Source organism: Brevundimonas sp., from assembly GCF_016463485.1.
Taxonomy (GTDB): domain Bacteria; phylum Pseudomonadota; class Alphaproteobacteria; order Caulobacterales; family Caulobacteraceae; genus Brevundimonas.
The window spans coordinates 26,660-47,557 of sequence record NZ_JAEMRD010000006.1 but is presented as its reverse complement, the minus strand read 5'-3'; the positions used below and the strand labels follow the sequence as shown (position 1 = coordinate 47,557).

Annotated in this window: 14 protein-coding genes and 2 pseudogenes; 8 read left to right on the top strand and 8 right to left on the bottom strand. The window is 64.4% G+C overall.

What is annotated here, in order from left to right:
* The first annotated feature begins 106 nt into the window (after positions 1-106).
* Positions 107-2,422, top strand: coding sequence for a DUF262 domain-containing HNH endonuclease family protein (locus JHC99_RS02305; RefSeq protein ID WP_292151849.1), 2,316 nt, complete (start codon positions 107-109; stop codon positions 2,420-2,422).
* Here the strand turns inward: JHC99_RS02305 and JHC99_RS02300 are convergent, their stop codons facing one another.
* The 7 genes and pseudogenes from JHC99_RS02300 to JHC99_RS02270 all read right to left on the bottom strand — a co-directional run bounded on the left by JHC99_RS02300 (position 2,423) and on the right by JHC99_RS02270 (position 13,098).
* Positions 2,423-3,271, bottom strand: a complete 849-nt coding sequence (locus JHC99_RS02300) for a phosphoadenosine phosphosulfate reductase family protein (RefSeq protein WP_292151848.1) — start codon at positions 3,269-3,271, stop codon at positions 2,423-2,425.
* The gene (locus JHC99_RS02295) at positions 3,268-6,603 is read right to left on the bottom strand and encodes an ATP-binding protein (RefSeq protein WP_292151847.1); all 3,336 of its coding nucleotides are present in this window, start codon (positions 6,601-6,603) and stop codon (positions 3,268-3,270) included. Before JHC99_RS02295 ends, JHC99_RS02300 begins: the two co-directional genes overlap by 4 nt.
* Positions 6,600-7,529, bottom strand: a complete 930-nt coding sequence (locus JHC99_RS02290) for a DUF4007 family protein (RefSeq protein WP_292151846.1) — start codon at positions 7,527-7,529, stop codon at positions 6,600-6,602. Before JHC99_RS02290 ends, JHC99_RS02295 begins: the two co-directional genes overlap by 4 nt.
* Positions 7,504-8,730, bottom strand: a complete 1,227-nt coding sequence (locus tag JHC99_RS02285) for a cysteine desulfurase family protein (RefSeq protein WP_292151845.1) — start codon at positions 8,728-8,730, stop codon at positions 7,504-7,506. Before JHC99_RS02285 ends, JHC99_RS02290 begins: the two co-directional genes overlap by 26 nt.
* A gap of 118 nt (positions 8,731-8,848) precedes the next feature.
* A pseudogene (locus JHC99_RS02280) lies at positions 8,849-11,839 on the bottom strand (error-prone DNA polymerase); the annotation flags it as partial.
* On the bottom strand, positions 11,721-12,425 hold the full coding sequence (locus tag JHC99_RS02275; RefSeq protein WP_292151844.1) for a hypothetical protein: 705 nt from the start codon (positions 12,423-12,425) through the stop codon (positions 11,721-11,723). The pseudogene JHC99_RS02280 and the gene JHC99_RS02275, both read right to left, overlap by 119 nt.
* The gene (locus JHC99_RS02270; RefSeq protein WP_292151843.1) at positions 12,340-13,098 is read right to left on the bottom strand and encodes a damage-inducible protein; all 759 of its coding nucleotides are present in this window, start codon (positions 13,096-13,098) and stop codon (positions 12,340-12,342) included. The genes JHC99_RS02275 and JHC99_RS02270 overlap by 86 nt, the downstream gene beginning before the upstream one ends.
* A gap of 217 nt (positions 13,099-13,315) precedes the next feature.
* Between JHC99_RS02270 and JHC99_RS02265 the strand changes: the two genes are divergently transcribed.
* The 3 genes from JHC99_RS02265 (at position 13,316) to JHC99_RS02255 (ending at position 15,480) form a co-directional block, all read left to right on the top strand.
* Positions 13,316-13,894: an SOS response-associated peptidase gene (locus JHC99_RS02265; protein ID WP_292151842.1), complete on the top strand. Its 579-nt coding sequence runs from the start codon at positions 13,316-13,318 to the stop codon at positions 13,892-13,894.
* A gap of 333 nt (positions 13,895-14,227) precedes the next feature.
* On the top strand, positions 14,228-14,521 hold the full coding sequence (locus JHC99_RS02260; protein WP_292151841.1) for a DUF736 domain-containing protein: 294 nt from the start codon (positions 14,228-14,230) through the stop codon (positions 14,519-14,521).
* Between the two features lie 65 nt (positions 14,522-14,586).
* On the top strand, positions 14,587-15,480 hold the full coding sequence (locus JHC99_RS02255) for a zincin-like metallopeptidase domain-containing protein (RefSeq protein ID WP_292151840.1): 894 nt from the start codon (positions 14,587-14,589) through the stop codon (positions 15,478-15,480).
* Positions 15,481-15,499: 19 nt separating this feature from the next.
* Here JHC99_RS02255 and JHC99_RS02250 read toward each other — a convergent pair.
* Positions 15,500-16,371 (bottom strand): annotated as a pseudogene (locus tag JHC99_RS02250) (SDR family NAD(P)-dependent oxidoreductase).
* 232 nt (positions 16,372-16,603) lie between these two features.
* On the opposite strand from JHC99_RS02250, the gene mobC reads away from it, so the two are divergent.
* The 4 genes from mobC to JHC99_RS02235 all read left to right on the top strand — a co-directional run bounded on the left by mobC (position 16,604) and on the right by JHC99_RS02235 (position 20,894).
* A complete protein-coding gene (gene mobC, locus JHC99_RS02245) occupies positions 16,604-17,122 on the top strand; it encodes a plasmid mobilization relaxosome protein MobC (protein WP_292151839.1) in 519 nt (172 codons plus the stop codon).
* A complete protein-coding gene (locus JHC99_RS02240; protein ID WP_292151838.1) occupies positions 17,122-18,135 on the top strand; it encodes a relaxase/mobilization nuclease domain-containing protein in 1,014 nt (337 codons plus the stop codon). The genes mobC and JHC99_RS02240 overlap by 1 nt, the downstream gene beginning before the upstream one ends.
* Before the next feature lie 185 nt (positions 18,136-18,320).
* Positions 18,321-18,722 (top strand): DUF2946 family protein, encoded by a 402-nt coding sequence (locus JHC99_RS18720; RefSeq protein WP_366927701.1) that lies wholly within the window; start codon positions 18,321-18,323, stop codon positions 18,720-18,722.
* Between the two features lie 63 nt (positions 18,723-18,785).
* Complete coding sequence (locus tag JHC99_RS02235; protein WP_292151837.1) at positions 18,786-20,894, top strand: TonB-dependent receptor; 2,109 nt, start codon at positions 18,786-18,788, stop codon at positions 20,892-20,894.
* Positions 20,895-20,898: the final 4 nt, after the last annotated feature.

Sequence of the window (20,898 nt, the reverse complement as noted above, 5' to 3'; positions counted from 1 at the left end):
ACCCTAGCGGCGAGGCATGGATTTCCGGCCCGGATTGGACTGCCGGATCGACCAGAACGAGTATGATCGGAAAACGAGTCGGCGACGCCGGCCGCAAGGGGACGGTATGTCAGCGCAGATTGATCAGATTTTTAAGGCCAAGCCGGAGAACCTTTGGCAGTTCCTGAACACACAGGGGCAGGGCTGTTACATCCCGGCCTACCAGCGCTCCTATGCGTGGGACGAGCGCAACGTGGACCGGCTGGTCGATGACGCCGTCAATGGTCTGACCCACCTCATGACGCGGCCGACGGCGATCAGCTTCCTGGGCACGATCATCGCGATCCACGACGTGAACCTCGTAACGGTCCAGCCCGTCTATCAATCCGAAGTGGCGCCGCGGGTGATGACGCTGATCGACGGCCAGCAGCGGATCAGTACGGCCGTGATGATGAATGTGGCGATGCACGCCCATTTGTCTGCCCTGCTGGCCAAGATCGCCAAACAGACGGGTGAGGCCTTCGAATGGGTCCGCGACGAGTCCCGGAGGGTTCTCGCCGAGCTGCGTGGAACCTTCGTTCTGGATCAAAACATCGGAAGCCCGGAAGTCTATCGCTACTATCCCCGGATCATTCGCGCCTACGACGACGTCTGGTCGACCAAGGGCTCGCAAGCCTATTACAACTCGCCCGTCGCCCGGTTGATCTGGAGCTACATCAACCATCTTCAGGACAGTCCGGGCGACGCTTTCAAATACGTTCTGACCGACAGTGAAGGTCTGACGGAGCCGGGCCACGAGTCGGTTGCCGAGGTGTTTGGCTATATCCGGTCGAAGTTGAACATCTTCACGAACCGGCGGCCAGCGGACGTCGATTTTCCAGACATTCAACAGGCAATACAGAGCGAAAGCTTCATGAAGGCCCTGTGGGGCTTTGCACCGCCCGCCACCGTCGTTTCGTTCGTGACGCAGGAGTCCGGCCACGCTCATTTCGGGACCTACGCGGCTTTGCTGCGCAGCTTGGTATTCCACAAATACTTCAACACCCGCATGGCGCTGACAGTCGTAACGACAGGCTCCGAGGACGACGCCTTCGATATGTTCGAGGCGCTGAACACGACAGGCGAGCCGCTGACGGCTTTTGAGACTTTCAAGCCCAAGGTCATCGAAGCTGAGGGCTTACACGCCTACAAGGACTCGCCTTCCTTCAAACAGGTGCAAAGGATTGAGGACTACCTCAACGGTTTCGATAAGGCCCGCGACCGTCAGAAGGCGACCATGGAGCTGTTCATTCCGTTCGCCCTGGCCGAGACCGGCGAAAAACTGCCCAAGAACCTTAGCGATCAACGACGGTACCTGCGGGAGTATTTCGAAAAGCTTGAACTCGAGCAGCAACGCGGCGTGGTCAAATCGCTGGCCAACCTCACTGCCTTCATGCGCACCGGATGGTCCAGCACGAGCTCTGACCCGGAGTTGGAAGGCTTTGGCAAGTTCGATGATGAGACCGGGTTCTGCTTCGAAGCGCTACGGGCGCTGAAGCATAACGTCACGGTTGGGGCGCTGTCTCGCTTCTATGACGAGTATCGTAAGGGAGGGCCTGAGGTCGCCGAGCAACGTAAGGCAGATTTCGCAGGCGCCGTGCGGGCCACGACGGCCTTCTCCATGCTGTGGCGAGGGGCTTATCGGACGACTGAGAACATCGATTCCGTGTATCGGTCGGTGATGTGGAACGGCCAGTCGGCAGACGGCATCTTGCCGCTTGCCAAGCATCCCAAGGAGCAGCTCGGCGCCGTGTCCCTGAGCGGCTACAAACGCATGCTGTGGACGAAGTTGACAGCGGCCTTCCCCGACAGAGACGCCTGGGTCAAAAGCGCCGCCCGTTCACCGGTCTACGAAGCGTCACGCGACGTCGCCAAGTTCCTTCTTCTGGCCGCCAGTGACGACGCCACAGCCGATCCCTCTTCGGCTGGCTTGATCATTCGCGGCACGAAGGGATTGGCGCCGACGGTCCAAACCCGGGCTTGGGGCGCAGATAGCCATGTCTCCGCCGAGCACATCGCGCCCCAATCGCCGAAGAGTGGGAACTGGGAGGACGCGATCTACGAAGATCCTCAAACCATTCACCGGCTGGGCAACCTTATCCTCCTGCCGAGCGCGGAAAACACCATGCTCAGCAATAAGGGATGGGATCACAAGCGTCTGATCTACCAGTACCTGTGCGCCGAAACCCCTCAGCAAGCTGAAGCCATCTACGGATCGTTCGGCGGAAAGGGCCTAACGGTCAGCAAGCGTGCGGAGAGCGTGCTGGGCAACGCGTCTTACATGCGGATGTGCAAGGCGATCGCCGGCTGTCCCAGCGAGTGGTCGCTTGCGATGATCGATCAGCGCTCGACACGTATCGCCGAGCTCGCCTACGACCGCATCGTCGATTGGCTGAAACCCTAGCTATTTGTGGCAGGTCACACAGCTCGCGAAGGCTTCATCGACCCCGTAGACGTCGTCGATGGTGAGGTCGGTCTCCGGGCTGGCGAGAGGGTTAGGTCGGCGGCGACTAATCAGGCGACGCTTGCGCGCCTCATAGTCGCGCTCGATCTCGGTCACCCGTTCTGGCCGGGCTAAGTCATCGAGACTTTCACCTTGGCTCCAGGTGAAGGGTGATCCGTGTTCGAGCGCGGATTTCTCATAGGCCTTTGCCTCTGCAAAAGCGTCCGGGTCCGCGCTCATTAGCCGGACCCATTCGATCTTCTGCTGGAAGAAGCAGAAGGTGCAGCCCGATCGGGTTCGCCACTGGTAGTAGGCGGGCTCGCCCACTCCCGCGCTCTCCAGAAGCTCGATCACGCCGCGACGATCAATGCCCGCCTCGCGCAGGGGCAGGTGCACCTTCATATTTGGGTGGGTCGACTGGTAGCCGTCGCGGTGTGGCTCATCCGATCGGATCGCGACATAGGAGTGGATCTTCACACCCTTGGCCAGGTCGGGCTTCAGCCAGTCTTCCAGCGGTCTAAGCTTGAGCTGGCGTGTGCACCAGCGCGTGCGCGCGGAAGGCAGGAAGTGGTTGTATTCTTCCAGCCAGAAATCGAAATCGCGATCCGGATTGAGTCGGGCGATGGGACGGCCCAGAAAACCTTCCAAACGGTCCAGGAAGTCGTAGACCTCACGCAATTCCTTGCCGGTATCGGTGAAGAAGTATTCCAGTTGCAGTTCGGGACGGGTTTGCCGCATGTGCACCGCGAGAGCTGCACTGTCGCGTCCGCCCGAGATGCCTAGGATATGACGTTCAGTGACGTCGGTCATGCGGTCTCCTCGGGTTCGGACAGTGAAAGCCGTTCAACGGCGCGGGCGAGGGCCGCCATGCCGATCGTGGAGGGCCCGGCGTGCGACAGGATCCGCTCGATAAATTCCTTGGCGAGTTGGTCGGCCTGATCAAGTTCGGCGTCGGTGACGGCGAAGGACTGCACCAATGGCTTGTCCTCGGGGTTGACGCCGACCATCACAGAAATCGCTCGGCTCGTAGGCGCTCGGCCTTTCAGGCCAGCGAATGCCTCCGCTTCCTTGAAGCGGACTGCAAGCCGCGCCATTTCGAACAACGCCTGTTCATGTTCCCGGTCCGACCAGCTGCGCGCAGGGCGATGGACGAGCAGGCTGGCCAAGCCTTCAATATCGCCAGTCCCGCCGTCAAATGCGCCTGCCCGCGTCGCAAAAGCGTCTAGCCGGAGGTCCGCCGTCACCCCCGCAGCAGTAAGGGCGCGAGGGCCGAGGCCTGCGAACGTTGCGGGATCGACGCTGAGATGGTTCGCAAGGTCGCGGGTGAGGTCAGCGAGCATCGCCGGATAAGCGGCCTCCGCTTCCGCAAGGGCGTGGGAGATCGTAACGGCAGGGTCCGTTACCTCCGACAGCGCATCCGCTAGGTCGGTAAACAGAAGCGCTTCCGGGTCGTTGGCCTTCAGGACGATATCGCGGACCTTGCGGGCGCGGGGCGACAGGGTCGCGGTTCGCTGCGCCCATTGCGGCAGGGCCCGGAAGCGCTGGAACAGAGCCGAGGCGACGGGCAGGGCGTCGGCATCGACAGGAGCGTTCTCTCGACTCAGAAGCAGGGCCAGATGGTGGATGAGCGCTTCGTCCTTCTTGGCGCGGGTGATCATCCGTAGTCCGATCGACGTCGGCGACTGCATCATCTTGTCGACGAAGATCTCGTCGATCGACGCCTGGTACAGGTCGTCAAGATAGACGGCGAGGTTGCTCCGGTTTGCGAGGATGAAAGCCAAGGCGATAACCGGCATGACCCCGCGCTTAATGCCATAGGGGCGGGCGCCCCAGGTCTTGTAAATATCCTCGAGCGTGTAGCGCTCGGTCTTCGCCAACTGTCGCCAAGCGTTTTCGAGAGACTTGCCCTCCCGGCTCTCGGCGGGATCCTGGAAGCGCCAGACGCCCGCGTTGTCGGGGCGATGCAAACCCAGCGGCCGAAGAATCGTCAGATAAAGCCCCATCTCGGCGGGAAAACCGGTCATGCCTAAGTCTTTGTCCGGGGCGTGGTTGACCATCGCGTGCGCCAAAGCGCGCAGCCCCGCCATAGCGCTGGTGGATGGCTTGTCCCGGCACAGAAGTTCGCTGTGTATGATCGGCGCGTCGCAATAGGCCTCCCCGGCGACCGCCGAAGCGATGACGCTGAGTGGGGAGCCATCGAGCTCCGGGGTCTTCATGCCGAGACTCCACCACTGGGCCTTTCCGAAGGTCGCGAGAAGCTCCGTACGGACGGCGTCGATCAGCTGGGCTCTGCGGGCGGCGACTTCGCGGCGCGCGATCCTATCGCCTTCCAGCGCCGGATGGTTCTGTTCGATCCTGTCCAGAGCGAAAAGCTCCGTGGCGACGTCTCGCAACATGATCACAGACTTCGCCGCCGCGACCGCAGCGACGACCCCCTCTGCCTCCAGCGCCCTGCTCAACTCAAGTGCAGCCTTTTCGGGCTTGATCTCGAACTTCTCGCCGTCGGGAACGAGGATGACAAGGAGTCCTGCGGACTTGCGCGGGCGCTTGGCGAGGCGTTGAGCTGCGGATTGCGCCCAATCCGACGCCTTTTCTCCAGTGTCTTCGCCGAACTGGACCACAACGTCGAAGGTGCGAAGCGCGCCGGTTTCGAAATAGTGGCGCTTCGCGGCGTAAGGGCCGACGGCGACGCGTGCAGGGAGTTCAACTAAGCTCGCCGCGTTTAGCACCTCGGTCTGGAGACCGAGCGCTTCCTCAAGATCGAAATCGCTCCCGGCGAACAGCGCGTAACCCCCCAATCGGGGCTGGCGGATAAGAATGGCCCGTTCGGTCAGATCCCGAAGGGCAGCCTCGACGTCGTTGGGGCTGAACTCGGGAACGCTCAGCGCAAGGAAGTCGTCGCTAACCGCCAGTCCCGAGCCGTTGCGGAAGAACTCGATCAAGGCGGCGGATTTCACGAGGCGGGCATGAAGCGCACCCCTGAGGGAGGCGCGTTCCACCGCTTCGAGGGCGAGGCTCATCCGACTGCCGTCCGGCCCCACGGAAAGGGCCGAGCCCAGATTAGCAACCAGATAGTCCCAGAGACGGTCTGGCCCAAACCAGACGTCGGCGTCGTCGTCTTGGGTGTTCTCCAGGTGGGACTTGAATCCGAAAGGCTCAGCCGACGATAGGAATCCGAACACACTTCGTTCGTTTTGGGCGAAGCGTTGGCGAGAGACCGGTCCGAGGATCAGGGTTGTGATCGGATGGAGCGGCCAAGCCCTTGCGAGGGTTTCGGACAGGGATGCCGTATCGACGGGCCGGCGCGCAGCGACTGCGTGGGCGACGGCGTTGGCCAAGGTGTGCGCGTCAGCCGGTGCCGATTTGGCGTCGATCGCGTGGGCGATCAGGGCAGCGACTTCATCGGTATGAGCAACGAACGGAATGTTCTGATAGCGGCCCTGGACCTTCGCCCATTCTTTCCGAGCGCTCCGGTTCACACGATCGGCGTATTGATCGAAGGACTGGTGCAGTATGCCGATTATGACGATCCGGCCTTGGCTTCGACCTGCGCGTTCCGCCAAGTCCTGAAGCAGGTGGATGTCGCCGCCCGTCGCGGCGGCATGTTCGAAGCTTTTCCCGAGTTCGTCGAGAACGATGAGCAGGCCGCTCCGCTCGACCGCTTCGGCTTCGAGCATCTTGATCAGGGCGCGATCATCGGCCAGAGCGCGCGCAGCTTGTTCGTCCGACCAGCCGAGCGCGGCGCGGGCGCTGTCGACCAGATCGTTCAGAAGAGGCGCGCGTCGGCCAGTCAGCGCGATGGCTTTCCACGGGGCCCGCCCGGTGGGAAAGGCTTGTTTGAACTCCGCTGCAGTATCGACGCCGACGATCTCTTCGGCGAGCGCTTTTTGCGCCTTCGATCCGGCCACGAGATTGGCTACGAGGAGTGCGGCGCAGGATTTTCCGCCGCCGTACGGCCCGGTCCAGGTGAAGGCGCGCCTGTCCGTTTCGGTCAGGGCGAGGGTCATCGTCTGAAGCGCCTTGCGGACGCTTTCCTGCATTACATAGCCGCTCAGGGGCGGTGTGCCGTTCAGATCGGAATCGAGGCGGGCAGATAGGGCGAAGCGCCGCTCAACCGATACCTGTTTCGCCAGCGCCGTCATTCGCCGTCTCCCGCGCCAAACGATGCTGCGATCAGGGGCATGTCGTCGACAGCTCGAAGGAAGTTGACCTGGCGCAGGCCAGCGGTGTCCGTCCACTGGAATGCCCCTCGGGTAACGTCAGAAAGGCGGGTCAGGCGGGTCACGACGCTGTCCTCGTCCATCTTGAAGACCCGCCCGGGGCTGCCCGGCTCGTAGGCAATCGCTTCCACGGTCAAAGTTGGCGGTGACTTTTTCGCCGTCCAGAAGCGCGACAGATGGAGAGCGAAAATGCCATCCGGGAGACTCGGCTGCGGGCCGCGTACGAACTCATAACGGCCCGACAGGCGCGCTTCACGAATTAGCCCGAGCTCGGCCAGCAAGGGCTCGGCAGCGTCCTCGCCGCCGTCACCAGTGCGGCTGACATAGCTGCGGAGGAACACCTCGACATCACGCTTGATGGTCTCGGGGGTCGCCCGCGCGCCGTTATTGCGGGCAAGGTCGAGCATCGCCTCATTGAGCCCATCGCGGTCGAACTCCGCTTGGTTCAGGATGTTGAACGCGTAGTAAAACGTTGTGCAAGGCGTGGGCGTACCCGCGAGAATCGCGTGGATCAGCCAAAGCGTGGCGGACGATTCCAGAAATGGGTCGAGACCATCATCAGACAGGAGTCTGTGGGCGATCGCCGTCGGCGTGAAGTTTGACCCGGTCGGTACAATCATACCGCTCGCAAGCGCCCAATGGCGCATGGACATGACCATATTCTTGCCGATGCCGAAGCGGGCAATAGCGTCATGTTCCTGAAATGTTCTTCGCGGCGCGCCGTCGGCGCCTTCGGCGTCAGCGCGTACGGCGTCATAGGTCTTCTTCAGCCATAGAAGGCGCAGAGGAAATGTCTCATGACCGGCGAACTGCAGGCGAGACTCAGATTCGAGCCGCGTATTTCTCATGACGCGATCCTACTGGAGGATCGGTCCAGCGCGAAGCAATTTCTTCGCGAGCGGCGGCGGCGATCATCGTGGCTGCGCGGTCAATTTCGGCTTCAGTATTATATCGACCGCAATAAATCCGGATGCATTCCGAAGCCTGAGAGTTTGAGAGGCCTGTGGCTTTCAAAACGTGTGATGGGATTATTTGACCACTTGTGCATGCGGAGCCCTCAGCTAAGTAGACGCAGCCCTGAAGTCTACTGACGATCGATGATCCGGAGCATCCGTAGATCTGGATGTTCAAGCTGCCCGGCAAGCGATCCGCACCTTCGCCGTTAATTTTGAAGTCGACCTGAAAATTACGAAGCGCTACCACCAGGCGGTCGGCGAGACCCTTGCTGGCCTTCGCGTCAAGGATCAGTCTGTCGCGGGCCAGATCGGCTGCTGCGCCGAAGCCGACGATCAGGGGAACGGGCAAGGTTCCGGGCCGAATGCCTTGCTCTTGAGAACCACCGGCGAACAGAGGCAACGGACGTATCGGACAGGCTGAGGAGACGAATAGGGCGCCAACGCCCGCGGGACCGTACATCTTATGTGACGAGAGGCTGGCCAGATCAAAATCGGCGAGGTCGGTCGCGAGCTTTCCCGCCAATTGCGAGGCGTCAGTATGGGCCACGGCCCCAGACTTTCGAGCAATGGCCGCGATGGCTGCAAGTGGCTGCAGTACGCCGACTTCGTTGTTCGCCGCCATGATTGAGACGAGCAGTGTCGTGTCGTCGGTCAGGGAAGCCAAGGCCGCGAGGTCAACGACGCTGTTGGAATCCACGGGGACGTGTTGAACGTCGAACCCCTCGTGCGCGAGCTCGGCAGCGGATTCTAGAACGCTCTTATGCTCGATCGTGGAGACGAGAATCTTACGTCGCGGGTCGCCGCGCCGCCGGGCCGCCTTTGCCGTGCCCAGAAGAGCGATCGCGTTGGCTTCGGTGGCTCCGGACGTGAAGATGATCTCATTGGCGGAGGCGCCGACCAAGCCGGCTACTTGCTCGCGCGCCGTCTCGACAGCGGTCGCCGCCCGATGGCCGCCGCCGTGAGGGGAATGTGCGTTGGCTGCCTTGATGTGCCACCATTCTGACATGGCGGCCTCCGCCTCGGGCGCCAGCGGCGTCGTTGCGTGACCGTCCAGATAGATTGCGCTCGAAGCAGGGTTGGGGATGACAGACATCGCTGATTCCGACCGGGGTGGTCTCTCATAGCCTACCCGGTTGGACAGAAGCGGTCGCATCACAATCTGCCACCCGCAAATGAAGATCGCTTGGTGAGTCCCGACTGCAGCCGGGCCGTCATCGGAAATCCCGCGTCTTCGGCCTGATCGAGTCGATGTGCAGCTCGGGGATATAGATGTCCCGGGGTTTTGGCCGCGCGTCTCGCGGATCAGGCGTGCTGCCTCGGTAGACCTCATCGCCCCGCCCATGCGGCAGAGGAAAAGGGCTGCCCCGGTCGCCGACGGAGGCGAGCAGGTCCGAGCCGTTGTGAAGTCGGGTGGCCACGATGTGGACCACCTCGCCCTCGCGCTGTACCTTGCCGTCCACGATCAGGAGGCTGGCACCGAGGACGATCCGGCGCTGCTGTTCGTAAAGGCGGGGCCAGACGACCAGATTGGCGACGCCGGTCTCGTCCTCGATGGTGATGAACATCACACCCTTGGCGCTGCCGGGTTTCTGACGCACGAGCACCAGGCCCGCGACACGCGTGGTCCGGCCGTCGCGCATGCCCGTCGCGTCGGCGCAGGTCATGACATGACGTTGCTGCAGTTCCTCGCGAAGGAAGGTCACGGGGTGGTCGCGTAGCGTCAGGCCGAGATGGCTGTAGTCCTCGACGACATCGCGGCCCGGCGTCATGGGTCTCAGGTCCGGCGCCGGCTCGGGCAATTCCGGCTCGGTTGTCCGGGCCCTCGCATCTGCGGCGGCGAAAAGGGGCAGCGGTTCGGCCCGGAGCGCCTTGATCGCCCACAGGGCCTCGCGCCGCTCGAGCCCGAGCGAAGGCCGGAAAGCGTCGGCCTCGGCCAGACGAACAAGGCTGGAGACCGCGGCTCCAGCCCGACGCCAAAGGTCGTCGGCCGAGGCGAAAGGCTGATCCTCGCGGGCGGCGACGATGCGCGCCGCGTCCGCATTGGCGAGGCTTCGAACCATCCGGAAGCCCAGCCGGACCGCGTATCCGTCGCCCGCAGGCTCCAAGGTGCAGTCCCAACGGCTGGCGTTGACGCAAACGGGCCGGACCTCGACCCCGTGCTTCTGGGCGTCCCCGACGATTTGGGCGGGAGCATAGAAGCCCATCGGCTGAGCGTTCAGCAGGGCGGCGCAGAAGACGTCAGGGTGGTGGCATTTCAGCCAAGACGAGGCATAGGCGATCAGGGCGAACGAAGCCGCATGGCTCTCGGGGAAGCCGTACGAACCGAAGCCCTCCAGTTGGCTGAAGGTCTTCTCGGCGAACTCGCCGGCGTAGCCGCGCTCGACCATGCCGTTGATCAGCTTGTCCCGGAAGTGGCTGACCCCGCCGGTGAACTTGAAGGTCGCCATGGCGCGGCGGAGTTGGTCTGCTTCCGAGGCCGTGAAACCTGCGCATTCGATGGCGACCCGCATGGCCTGTTCCTGGAACAACGGCACCCCGAGGGTTTTTCCGAGCACCTTCTCCAGCTCGGGCTTGGGATAGACCACAGCCTCGCGACCCTCGCGGCGTCGGAGATAGGGATGGACCATGTCGCCCTGGATCGGACCGGGGCGGACGATCGCCACCTCGATCACCAGATCATAGAAGGTGCGAGGTTTGATCCGGGGGAGCATCGCCATCTGGGCGCGGCTCTCGATCTGGAAGACCCCCAGCGTATCCGCCTTGCGGATCATCGCATAGGTCTTGGGGTCCTCGGCCGGAATGGTCGCCAGATCGAGCGCGACCCCCTTGTGCTCGGCCAGCAGGTCGAAGCCCCGCTTCATGCAACTGAGCATGCCGAGCGCCAACACATCGACCTTCATGAATTTCAGGGCGTCGATATCGTCCTTGTCCCATTCGATGACCTGGCGGTCTTTCATGGCCGCCGGTTCGATCGGCACGAGGTCGTCGAGGCGATCATGGGTCAGCACAAAACCGCCCGGATGCTGGGACAGGTGACGGGGGAAACCGATCAGCTGTCGCGAAAGATCAAGGGCAAGCCGCAGACGGCGGTCCTCAAGGTTCAGGTTGAGCTCTTCGACATGCTTGTCCTCGACGCCCTCGCTGGAATAGCTCCAGACTTGGGAGGACAGGGATTTGATCAGATCCTCTGACAGGCCGAGCGCCTTGCCTACATCGCGCAGCGCGCCACGCGAGCGATAGCGGATCACGGTCGAGCACAGGGCCGCGTGATTGCGGCCATAGGTCTCGAAGATCCACTGCATGACGATCTCGCGCCGCTCGTGCTCGAAATCGACATCGATGTCCGGCGGCTCCTTGCGCTCCTGGCTGACGAAACGCTCGAACAGCAGGTCGTTTCGCTCCGGGTCGATCGAGGTGATCCCCAGCACGTAGCAGACGGCCGAGTTGGCCGCCGAGCCGCGGCCCTGGCAGAGGATATTCCGGCTTCTGGCGAACCGGACGATGGAATGGACGGTCAGGAAGTAGGGGGCGTAGGCGAGCTCGGAGATCAGCCGCAACTCGTGCCCAAGCGCCTTCCTGACCTTGTCGGGCAGGCCCTCCGGGTAGCGGTCTTGAGCACCCTCCCAGGTCAAATGCTCCAGCGCCTGCTGGGGCGTCATCCCGGGGAGGCAGGCCTCCTCGGGATACTGGTAGGCCAGTTCGTTCAAAGAGAACCGGCATCGGTCCGCGATCTCGAGGGTGCGCGCGAGCGCGTCCGGATAGCCGCGAAAGAGACGGTGCATCTCGGCGGCGCGCTTCAGATGTCGGTCAGCCGACCGCTCACGCTTGAAGCCCACGCCGTCGATCGTGCAGCCCTCACGGATGCAGGTGACGACGTCCTGCAGGATGCGCCGGTCTGGATGATGAAAGAGGACGTCGTTGGTGACGACCGTCGAGACGCCGGTCTCGATGGCCATATGCGAGAGTTCGTGGAGCCGCATCTGATCGCGTGGGCGCCGCCGCAGGCTCAGGGCGACATAGGCGTTCGCGCCGAACAGGGTTCGCAGTCGTTCAAGCCGACGTCGCGTTTCCGCATTGGCCCGGTCAGCCGAAAGCACGGCCACCAGACCTTCGGCATAGTCGCTGAGGTCCTCCCAGCCGAGCAGACAGTTGGCCTTGCCGCCGCGACGCTTGCCCAGCGAGAGCAGGTGGCACAGGCGGGAGCATCCGGCCCAAGGTCTCGACCAGATCGGGCGGAAGGCGCAGGGCGATGATCGGCAAGGGGCCGATCGTTTGCCCGATCTCGCCTTCGCCGACGATCGGGCAGGTCGATCTGTATCGGGCGATGGCGTGAGCCGCGCCATAGGTCGGAGCCACGACGGCGCGCGCGGCGACGCCGACGGCCGCGAGCCGGGTCTCCATATCGGCGACGAGCCCGGTTTCGCCGCCCTTCAGGTGCACCGCGCCTGTCGCATCGATCGCCAGGCCGTCCGGGGCGTTAGCGGCGCAGACCGGCGCGTAGTGGCGAAGCGCCCACAGGGCCATCTGATTCAGCGCGGCCTCGTCGCCGAGCCGATCGGCATCGAAGGGCTCGAGGCCCGGGACCAGGGCATGGGCCTGGCTCGCCGCCATCCCTGATCTCAGTCCCAGCGCACGGGCGGCGGGATTGCTGGCCGTGACGACGCGACGGCGGCGGTCACGTCCGACCAGAACGATCGGGGCCTCAGGCGGCGGCGCGGCGTCGCCCAGCCGCCGGCGCAACCGATCGATTGGCCAGTTCGGCAGGTACAGCGAGACGACCCTCTTCATCACAGGCTTCCAGGGAGAAATCGGCGCAGTCGCCGGCGCGACAGCGGATCAGTTCGACGAACCACCGGGGCCGGCCGACGCCGGGGGCGGGAAGGGGAGAGGACGGTTGCGGCGTTACTCGCCAGCGCGTGACCGCTGCGGTGGGCTGGCCAAAATCGGCAGCCTCCGCCGCCCTGCGCCATCGGCGAACGGCGATGGCGGTGACCCCGGACCCCTCGGCGGCGAGTTGCAGCCGCCGGGAGGCGGTCATCGACAGCCGGGCGACCTCGGCCACCACGGCGCCCAGGCCCCCATGGCGTAGCCCCTCCTCGAAACAGGCGAGGAGGCTCTTCTCGTCCCCCGCCTCGAGGTAGAGGATCCGGTCCGGATCGAGACCGACCTGCTTCAGCGCGGGCGCAAAAAGGTCAGGTCGCGTGACGCACCAGAGGACCTGTCCGGGCAGCCGCGCCGCGATGCCCGCGGCGAAGAGCGCAGCGGCGGCCCCATCGACCGCCCCCTCGCCGCCGCCGGCGACCTCATGCAGCGCGCCGAGCGCCAGCCCGCCTTGCGGCAAAGCCGCGTCGAGGGATGAGACGCCGAAGGGCAGGACCCCTGCGCGCGGTCGTCCAGCCGCCTCGAGACCTTCTATTCGTGCGCGCAAGGCCGCAAGCTCGGCGACAGGCCGGGACTGCATGGACGGCCTCCTTTCCGAGGTCTGTAATGTTCCTGTTATGTTCTGGTTCTCATTTCGGGGCAGAGTCAACGGCGATGGCGTCTTATCCCCTCTCGAATAGGGTGAGCCCTTGGGGCCGTTTCGCGTTGTGACGTTCAGGCAATGACGTCGGCGCGGCCGTGGAGACTGACGACAGTCGCAGCAGACGCGTTCGGACGGCTCGAAGAGGAAGCCAGCCATGTGCAATGAATATCAGCTGATCCTGCCCTTCGACGACGTGATCGAGACCTTCAACCGGAACGGGGACCGGCTCGTGTTCCCGGGCGGCATGCCGAACTTCGGACCGATGGCTTCGATCCGGATCGGCGATCGGTCGCCGGTCATTAGCCTGGGGCCTAGCGGCGCTGAGCTGACGCTCACGCCCTGGGCCTGGCGTTCACCACAAGGGCGACCGGTCTTCAACTTCCGATCGGACGATCGGTCTTTCGCCAACAGCGCCCGGTGCCTGATCCCGGCGGACGGCTTCTTCGAGTTCACCGACGCGGAACCCGGGCAGAAGAAGAAAACGAAGTGGCGGTTCCGCCTGGCGGGCGCGCCGCTGTTCTGGGTTGCGGGTATCGTGAAGGACGGAGCCTTCGCCATGCTCACCACCGAGCCGGGACCGGATATCGCCCCCTATCATGACCGGCAGATCGTCGTGTTGCGTCCCGAGGACGGTGCGGCCTGGCTCTATCTTCAGAAGCCCGAGGCGGAACTGTTGCGGGCGTTGCCCGCAGGGCGCCTCGACGTCGAGAAGGTCTTCCCGGTCGCGGCCTGAGGTCGCGTGGAGGCACGCCGTCTGATCGGCGTGTGACAGACCTCGGGGCTTTAGAGCCGTGGAAGGCCAACGTCTCTGTCCTTGATGCGCCAGCCGGCGCGGCCTCTCGAATGGGCGGATCTGACCGAAGCCCTGTCGGCTGGACGCAACCGCGCGCTCGACTTTCTTCCCCGGCCTGACGGCCTTCCTCGCGCAACAAGAAAGTCTCCCCTGCCGTCCTCCGCTTCGCTGCGGGGTCTCGCAAGCGCTCGACCTGCGCGCCGCCCGGTCCCCGGTCTCCCGATCGCCATCGAGGCCGCGGCAGGCGTGGCCCGAAGCAAAGGAGAGACTGACATGGCTACCATCGGCACCTTCACTGCCCAAGGCGACGGCTACACCGGGTCGATCAAGACCCTCACCCTCAACGTCAAGACTGCGGTCCTGCGGCCCAACGAGAAGAGCGACGACAAGGCCCCCGACTTTCGCATCTTCGCCGGCCAGACCGAGTTCGGCGCCGCTTGGAAGAAGACGAGCCAGCAGAACCGCGACTACCTCTCGGTCAAGCTCGACGATCCCAGCTTCCCGGCCCCGATCTACGCTTCCCTGGTCGAGGCCGACGGCGGGCACAGCCTGATCTGGTCCCGCTGACCCAGCCCGGCGGCGCGCCCCGCGCGCCGCCGCCTTTTCTTCCAACTTCATTCGAGGAGGTCGCCGTGACGCGCCCGAACGAACCCGCTCGCCCTGACATCCACACCCGCATCACCAACCAGATCCTCGCCCAGCTCGAAGCCGGGGTCAGGCCCTGGATCCAGCCCTGGACCTCGACCGGCAATGTCAGCCGTCCGCTCCGGCACGACGGCACGCCCTACAACGGCATCAATGTCGTTCTGCTCTGGTCCGAGGCCGCCAGTCGGGGGTTCACCGCCCCGACCTGGATGACCTTCCGCCAGGCGCTCGCACTTGGAGGGCACGTCCGAAAGGGAGAGCGTGGATCGACTGTGGTCTACGCCAACACCCTGGTTCGCACGGAGACGTCGGATGCCGGCGAGGAGGCGACCAGCCGCATTCCATTCCTCAAGGCCTATACGGTCTTCAACATCGACCAGATCGAGGACCTACCCAAACGGTATGCGCCGCAACCGCAGCTCGCGATCAATCCGGAGGTGCGGATCACCGAGGCAGAAGCCTTCTTCGCCGCGTGCCGGGCTGACATCCGCCATGGGGGCGGAATGGCCTTCTACTCGTCCGGACCGGACATCGTGCAGATGCCGCCGTTCGAAAGCTTCCGTGACGCCGAGAGCTACTACGCCACCCTCGGTCATGAGATGACCCACTGGACCCGGCATTCCAGCCGCCTGGATCGCGACTTCGGTCGGCAGCGTCATGGCGACGAAGGCTATGCCCGCGAAGAGCTGGTCGCCGAACTCGGCGCCGCCTTCCTATGCGCCGACCTGGGTCTCGCTCTTGAGCCTCGGGAGGACCACGCCGCCTATCTGGCGTCCTGGCTGCAGGTGTTGCGTAACGACAAGCGTTTCATTGTCTCCGCCGCCGCCCATGCGCAAAGGGCAGTCGATCATCTCCACGGTCTGCAACCCGGAGCGGCGTGAGCCGACAGGGACGCGACGCTCAGGCGTCGCGCCCCTGATCCTCGCTGTCGCCGGCGATGAAGGCGTCAAAGAGCGCCGTATACTCCGGATGCCAGCGCGAGAGCGGCGGCCGGTTGTTGATGATGTCGCCTGCCGCCCAGGCGATGCGCTTCTCGTCGAGGGCGCGATCGACATCGTTGTCCGGGCACAGGATGTAGAAGTCACCCAGGGTCAGACTCTCCAGCATGAAGTCCATGGTCTGATCGGCGCTCCAGGCGGCGGCCGGTTTCTCCGTCCGCGCTCCGACAGTCAGACCCGTGAAGACATAGCCGGGGATCAGCAGGTGCGCCGAGACCTGGCAGTGCGGCGTGTTGCGAAGTTGGTGTTCCAGCGCTTCGGTATAGGCCTTCACTCCGGCCTTTGAGACGTTGTAGGCCGGATTTCCGGGTGGGGTGGTGATGCCCTGTTTCGAGCCCGTGTTGATGATCAGGCCGGGCCGACGACGCGCGATCATATTCGGCGCGAAGACCTGACACCCTTCGATGACCCCCCACAGATTGACAGCCATGAGCCGACGCCAGTCGTGGTTCGGGCCGAGGGCGTCCGTGGCGATCTGGATGGCGGCGTTGTTCATCAGGACGTCGGTCCGCCCAGACGGTCGGCCACCGTGCGTTCCAGATTTTCGAGGGCGGCGCGATCGGAGACATCGGTCTCGATCGCCAAAACGTCCGCGCCCATCACCGCCTCTGACCGAATGGCGCGCGCCGCCTGACCGAGCCGGTCTGCGCCCAGGTCAGCGATGCAGACAGTGAGACCGAGACTGGCGAACCGACGCGCGGCGGCCAGGCCGATGCCGGACGCACCGCCCGTGATCACGGCGACGGCGCCGGGTTCCAGGGCGGCGTGAGGCATGGCGGACTCCTTGGAGAATGGGGGGCGTCATCATCGATGAGCGAGGCGTAGATTCGGAGCAAGGCGCTAGGGTTTTCCCGCCAGGCTGGGGCGCCATCAGGCGGCGGGCGAGCGGCCGGATTCGGTCGCCGAGGGGAGGGCGGGTCGCACCGGAGGCCTACGGGGCGAAGGATGTGAGGGTCTAGGGCAGGATAGGCTTTGCGCCGGCATTGTCAGACAAGCGACCGCCCTCATGGACCGCCTCACCGTTCGCCTCTCGCCCGACCTGGCCCGCCGTTTCGACGCTGCGGCGGCCGTACAGGGCGGTCGGTCGCGGCTGCTGCGTCGGCTGATCGAAGGCGCTGCACAGGCCAGTCTTCCTACGGCCGAGACGGCCTCTGTGAGCCCGTTCAGCGCCAAGCTGACCTTGAGGTTGGGCGTCGACGACCTTGGCTTGCTGGAGGCAGCTGCAGCGGATGCGGGCCTGTCTCGCACACAGTGGGCGGTCGCTCTGATCCGCCGTCGACTTTATGATCGACCCCAGCTGACGCCATCCGACGCCTTGGCCTTCATCGGCATCCAGCGCGAGCTCCGGCGCATCGGGGTCAATGTCAATCAGATCGCCCGGGCGCTGAACACAGCTGTTCTCGAAGGCAAGGTCCTCGAGCTTGAACTGGCTCAATTGGATGCCTTCGCCGCCGAAATCCGGGGTCATTTGTCCGGGCTCCAGGAAGCGTTTCGCGGCAATCTCGATTACTGGTCCGACCGCTGATGACCGATTTCATCCAGGTCCGAGGATTCGAGGACGCCATCCGTTCGCCGGTCCGGCCGAAACGCGCACGCATCACCGATCGCGCGACCGTGGCGTCGAGGTCGCGGGCGGACATGGCTCCGCGCGCCCGACTGGACCGGATCGCGCGCCGCGTCCCGGAGGTGATGGTCAAGATCACAGGGCGAACTAAGGATGGGGGACATCTCGCTGCCCACCTCGCCTATATCTCCCGCAACTCCGCACTGCCGCTTGAGGGACCCGACGGGGAACGGCTCGAGACCCGCGAGACGGTGAGAAGCCTTGCGGCCGACTGGATGGCGGAGTTGGAGGCCGATCCTCGGCGACGCAAGGATGCGTCCGTCAGTCTCTCGATCGTGCTCAGCATGCCGCCTGGAACCGACCCGTTCCGGATGCACGACGCGTCCCGTGCGTTCGCAACCCGAACCTTCGGCGAGACCCATCCCTATGTGTTCGCCTTCCATACCGACGAGCGGCATCCGCACGTTCATCTGACGGTGCGCACCCTGGGCCATGACGGCCGCAAGCTGAATCCACGCAAGGCGGATTTGGAGCAGTGGCGCCAGATTTTCGCGGCTGTCCTTCGTGATCGAGGTGTGGAAGCAGAGGCGACACCGAGGCGCGCGCGGGGTGTGGTTCGCAAGGCGGAAGTTGGAGCTGTCCGGAGAATGCGGGATCGTTTCGACAAGGGGCAGGGGGCTCCTGCGAAGGTCGAGATCGGTGTGGTGAAGGCGGCGCTCGAGCAGCCGCGCCGGCAGCCATGGACTGAAGCGATCCGCGAGCGGCAGTCTGCGGTGCGGAAGTATTTTGTCGCCCAGGCTGTCGCACTCTCGCGCTCCCCGGAGGCAGACGATCAGCGCCTGGCCAAGACCCTCGAGACCTTCGTCAAAACCATGCCGCCGGTCGAGACGCGACAGGAGGTGTTAGCCAGGGAGATCGAGGGCCGGGCCGGCAAGGCGACGGCGAAGGACCGCGAGCCGATCCGGCGCCGGTGAACGCTCGGCGGAGCGTGACCGGGTGTTTTTCGCTGTGGGAATCCACTTGGCAGAGCTGAGGGGAACGGGTCAGCTATCGTCGAAGTCTGGATCGCGCCAGGAGCAGACTTCGGCAAGGCGCGACAAAGCCGACGTTGAAGGTCCCGACACTTCCCAATCATCAGGCATCCCGTTAAGGCGAAGCCGTGCAGTCTTCTTCATGTGAGCAATGGTCGCTGACGCGGTCGCTGGCGTTCCTCGCCGCGATCTTCGCGATCATGCTCGGGTCGCTGCTGCCGTCCACGGCGTTGGCGGTAGGCTCGGCCACGACGGTGATGCTGTGTTCGGGTGACCGGATGGTGGTCGCCTTGGACGCGGACGGTCGCCCGACCCCGGACGAGCCCGCGCCGCTGGATGCCATGAAGTGTCCGCTGTGTGTGTTGGCGGGGACCGCTACGCCGATGTTGCCCCCGCCCGAACTGGGTGATGTAGTTCAAGCGCCGGTCATTCATGCCCCGAAGACGCATCCTCTCCGGGTGGCGCAAGACGCTGAGCCGAGCCCCTGGACGAGAAGACTCCCCCCTCCGACGGCGCCGCCCGCCGCCTGATCGAACACGTCCGAACGCCGCCTGCCCGGCGGCTTACGTCTTTCCGATCAGGATCATTCTCCCATGCGTCTCAAGACCTCCGCTGCGCCCCTGGCGCTGCTTCTCGCCGCTTGCGCGGCCCCCGCCTTCGCCCAGACTGAACCTGCCGTCCAGACCGCGCCCAGCTGGATCGGCGAGGTGGTCGTTACGGGCGCCCGGCAACGCTACGCCTCGCCTGACAGCACTTCGGCCACCCGCACCGACACGCCGCTGATCCAGGTCCCTCAGTCGGTGCAGGTCCTCACCAGCAGCCTGCTGGAAGAACAGGGCGTTCGCCACCTGTCCGACGCGCTGGTGAACGTCTCCGGCGTGACGGCCACCCAGCCGCAGGAGGTGCTGTTTACCCCGCCCCTGTTGCGCGGCTTCCCCGGTGAGGTTTATGTTGATGGCCTGCCTATCTTCGGCGGCAACCAGCAGGCGTTTGATCCTGCCGGTCTGGTCGGCATCGAACGGATCGAGGTGCTCAAGGGACCGAGCTCGGCCCTGTACGGCGGCGGTCTGGGCTCGCCCCTCGGTGGCCTGATCAACATCGTGACCGAGCGGCCGGAAGACACCTTCGGCGGCTATTTCGGCGTTCGCGCGGGCAGCTTCTCGACCTGGAACCCCTTTGGCAGCGTGAACATACCTCTGGCTGAAGGCGTGGCTGCGCGGATCTCGGCGGAGTACCAGAGCAGCGAGAGCTGGATTGATCAGGTCGAGGGCGAACGCTGGACCATCAAGCCCAGCCTGTCCGTCCAGCTCGGCCCGGACACGGAGCTGCTGTTCCAGGCCCAGATCAATCGCAACAGTCAGCTGGAATACTCCGGCCTTCCGGCGGAACAGGCCCTCGCGGGCGAAATCGACCGTAACGCCTTCCCGGGCGCGCCAGTGGGCCAACCCCACACGCGCATGGAAAACCATCTTGAGACCGTCACTCTGCGTCACGCCTTCAGCGATAACGTCAAGCTGACGGTCACCGGGCGCTACTACGACAGCGAGGTGGTTGAGGCTGGCAGCTTCGTCTTCCCGGCGATGTACGCCCCCGATCCCGCCACGCCGACTGTCTATCTCATCCTGCCGATGAACATGTTCACCACAACCAGGGAGGGCGCGCTTGACGCGAACCTGCAGATCGCGGCGAACGCCTTCGGCGGCGATCACCGGATTCTCGTCGGGGTCAGCTACGACCACACCAAATTCTATTCCGGCATGGCCTTCACCGGTATTCCGGTCGGCGAGATCGACCTTGCGAACCCGACCTACACCCTGCCCTTCGGTCCACTGGAGCCGATGGGCATGGCGCAGACGGATCGCTATCAGACGTCGGCGATCTATGTGCAGGATCAGGTCAGCTACGGTCGGCTTCACCTGACCGGCTCGCTGCGCCTGACCCACCTCAACTTCAAGGAAGCCGAACAGGGCACGGACGAGAGCTACAACCACCTGTCTCCCCGGATCGGGGCGACGTTCGAGGTCGCGCCCGGCATCGCCCTCTATGCGGGCTATGCTACGGCGTTCCGCGCGCCGTTCGGCTTCATCGGCTTGGAGACACCCGAGCCCGAAACCTCTGAAAACGTTGAGGGCGGCGTGAAGCTGGCCATGACCCGTCTGGGTCTGTCCGGCACGGTCGCTGTCTTCGAGCAGACCCGCGATAACGTCGCCACGCCGGACCCGAGCAATCCGCTCTTGTCTGTCCAGACCGGAACCCAACGGGCGCGTGGTCTGGAGGCCGATTTCATCTGGGAGCCGACGCCCGCCTTCTCGCTGCTGGCTAACTACGCTTACACGGACGCTGAAGTGACGCGGGATAACGCCCTGCCGGTCGGTGATGCGCTGCCCCGTATTCCGAAGAACAGCGGGCGGATCGCCGCGCGCTATCGCGTGCTGGACGGCGCCGCCGCCGGGCTGTCGTTCGGTGCAGGCGTCACCACCTTCGGAGCCCGTCAGGACACCCTGCCGAACTCCGTCTGGGTGCCGGGCTACACCACCGTGGACGCCCAGGCCGCCTACGACTTCGGGCGGGTCACGGTGGAGCTGTCCGCAGTCAATCTGACGGACGACGACGCCTTCGACACCTACCAGTATTTCGGGTTCCCGGTGGTCATGCCCACTCAGCCCCGGTCGGCGTTTGTCACGCTGAAGACCCGTTTCTAGGGAC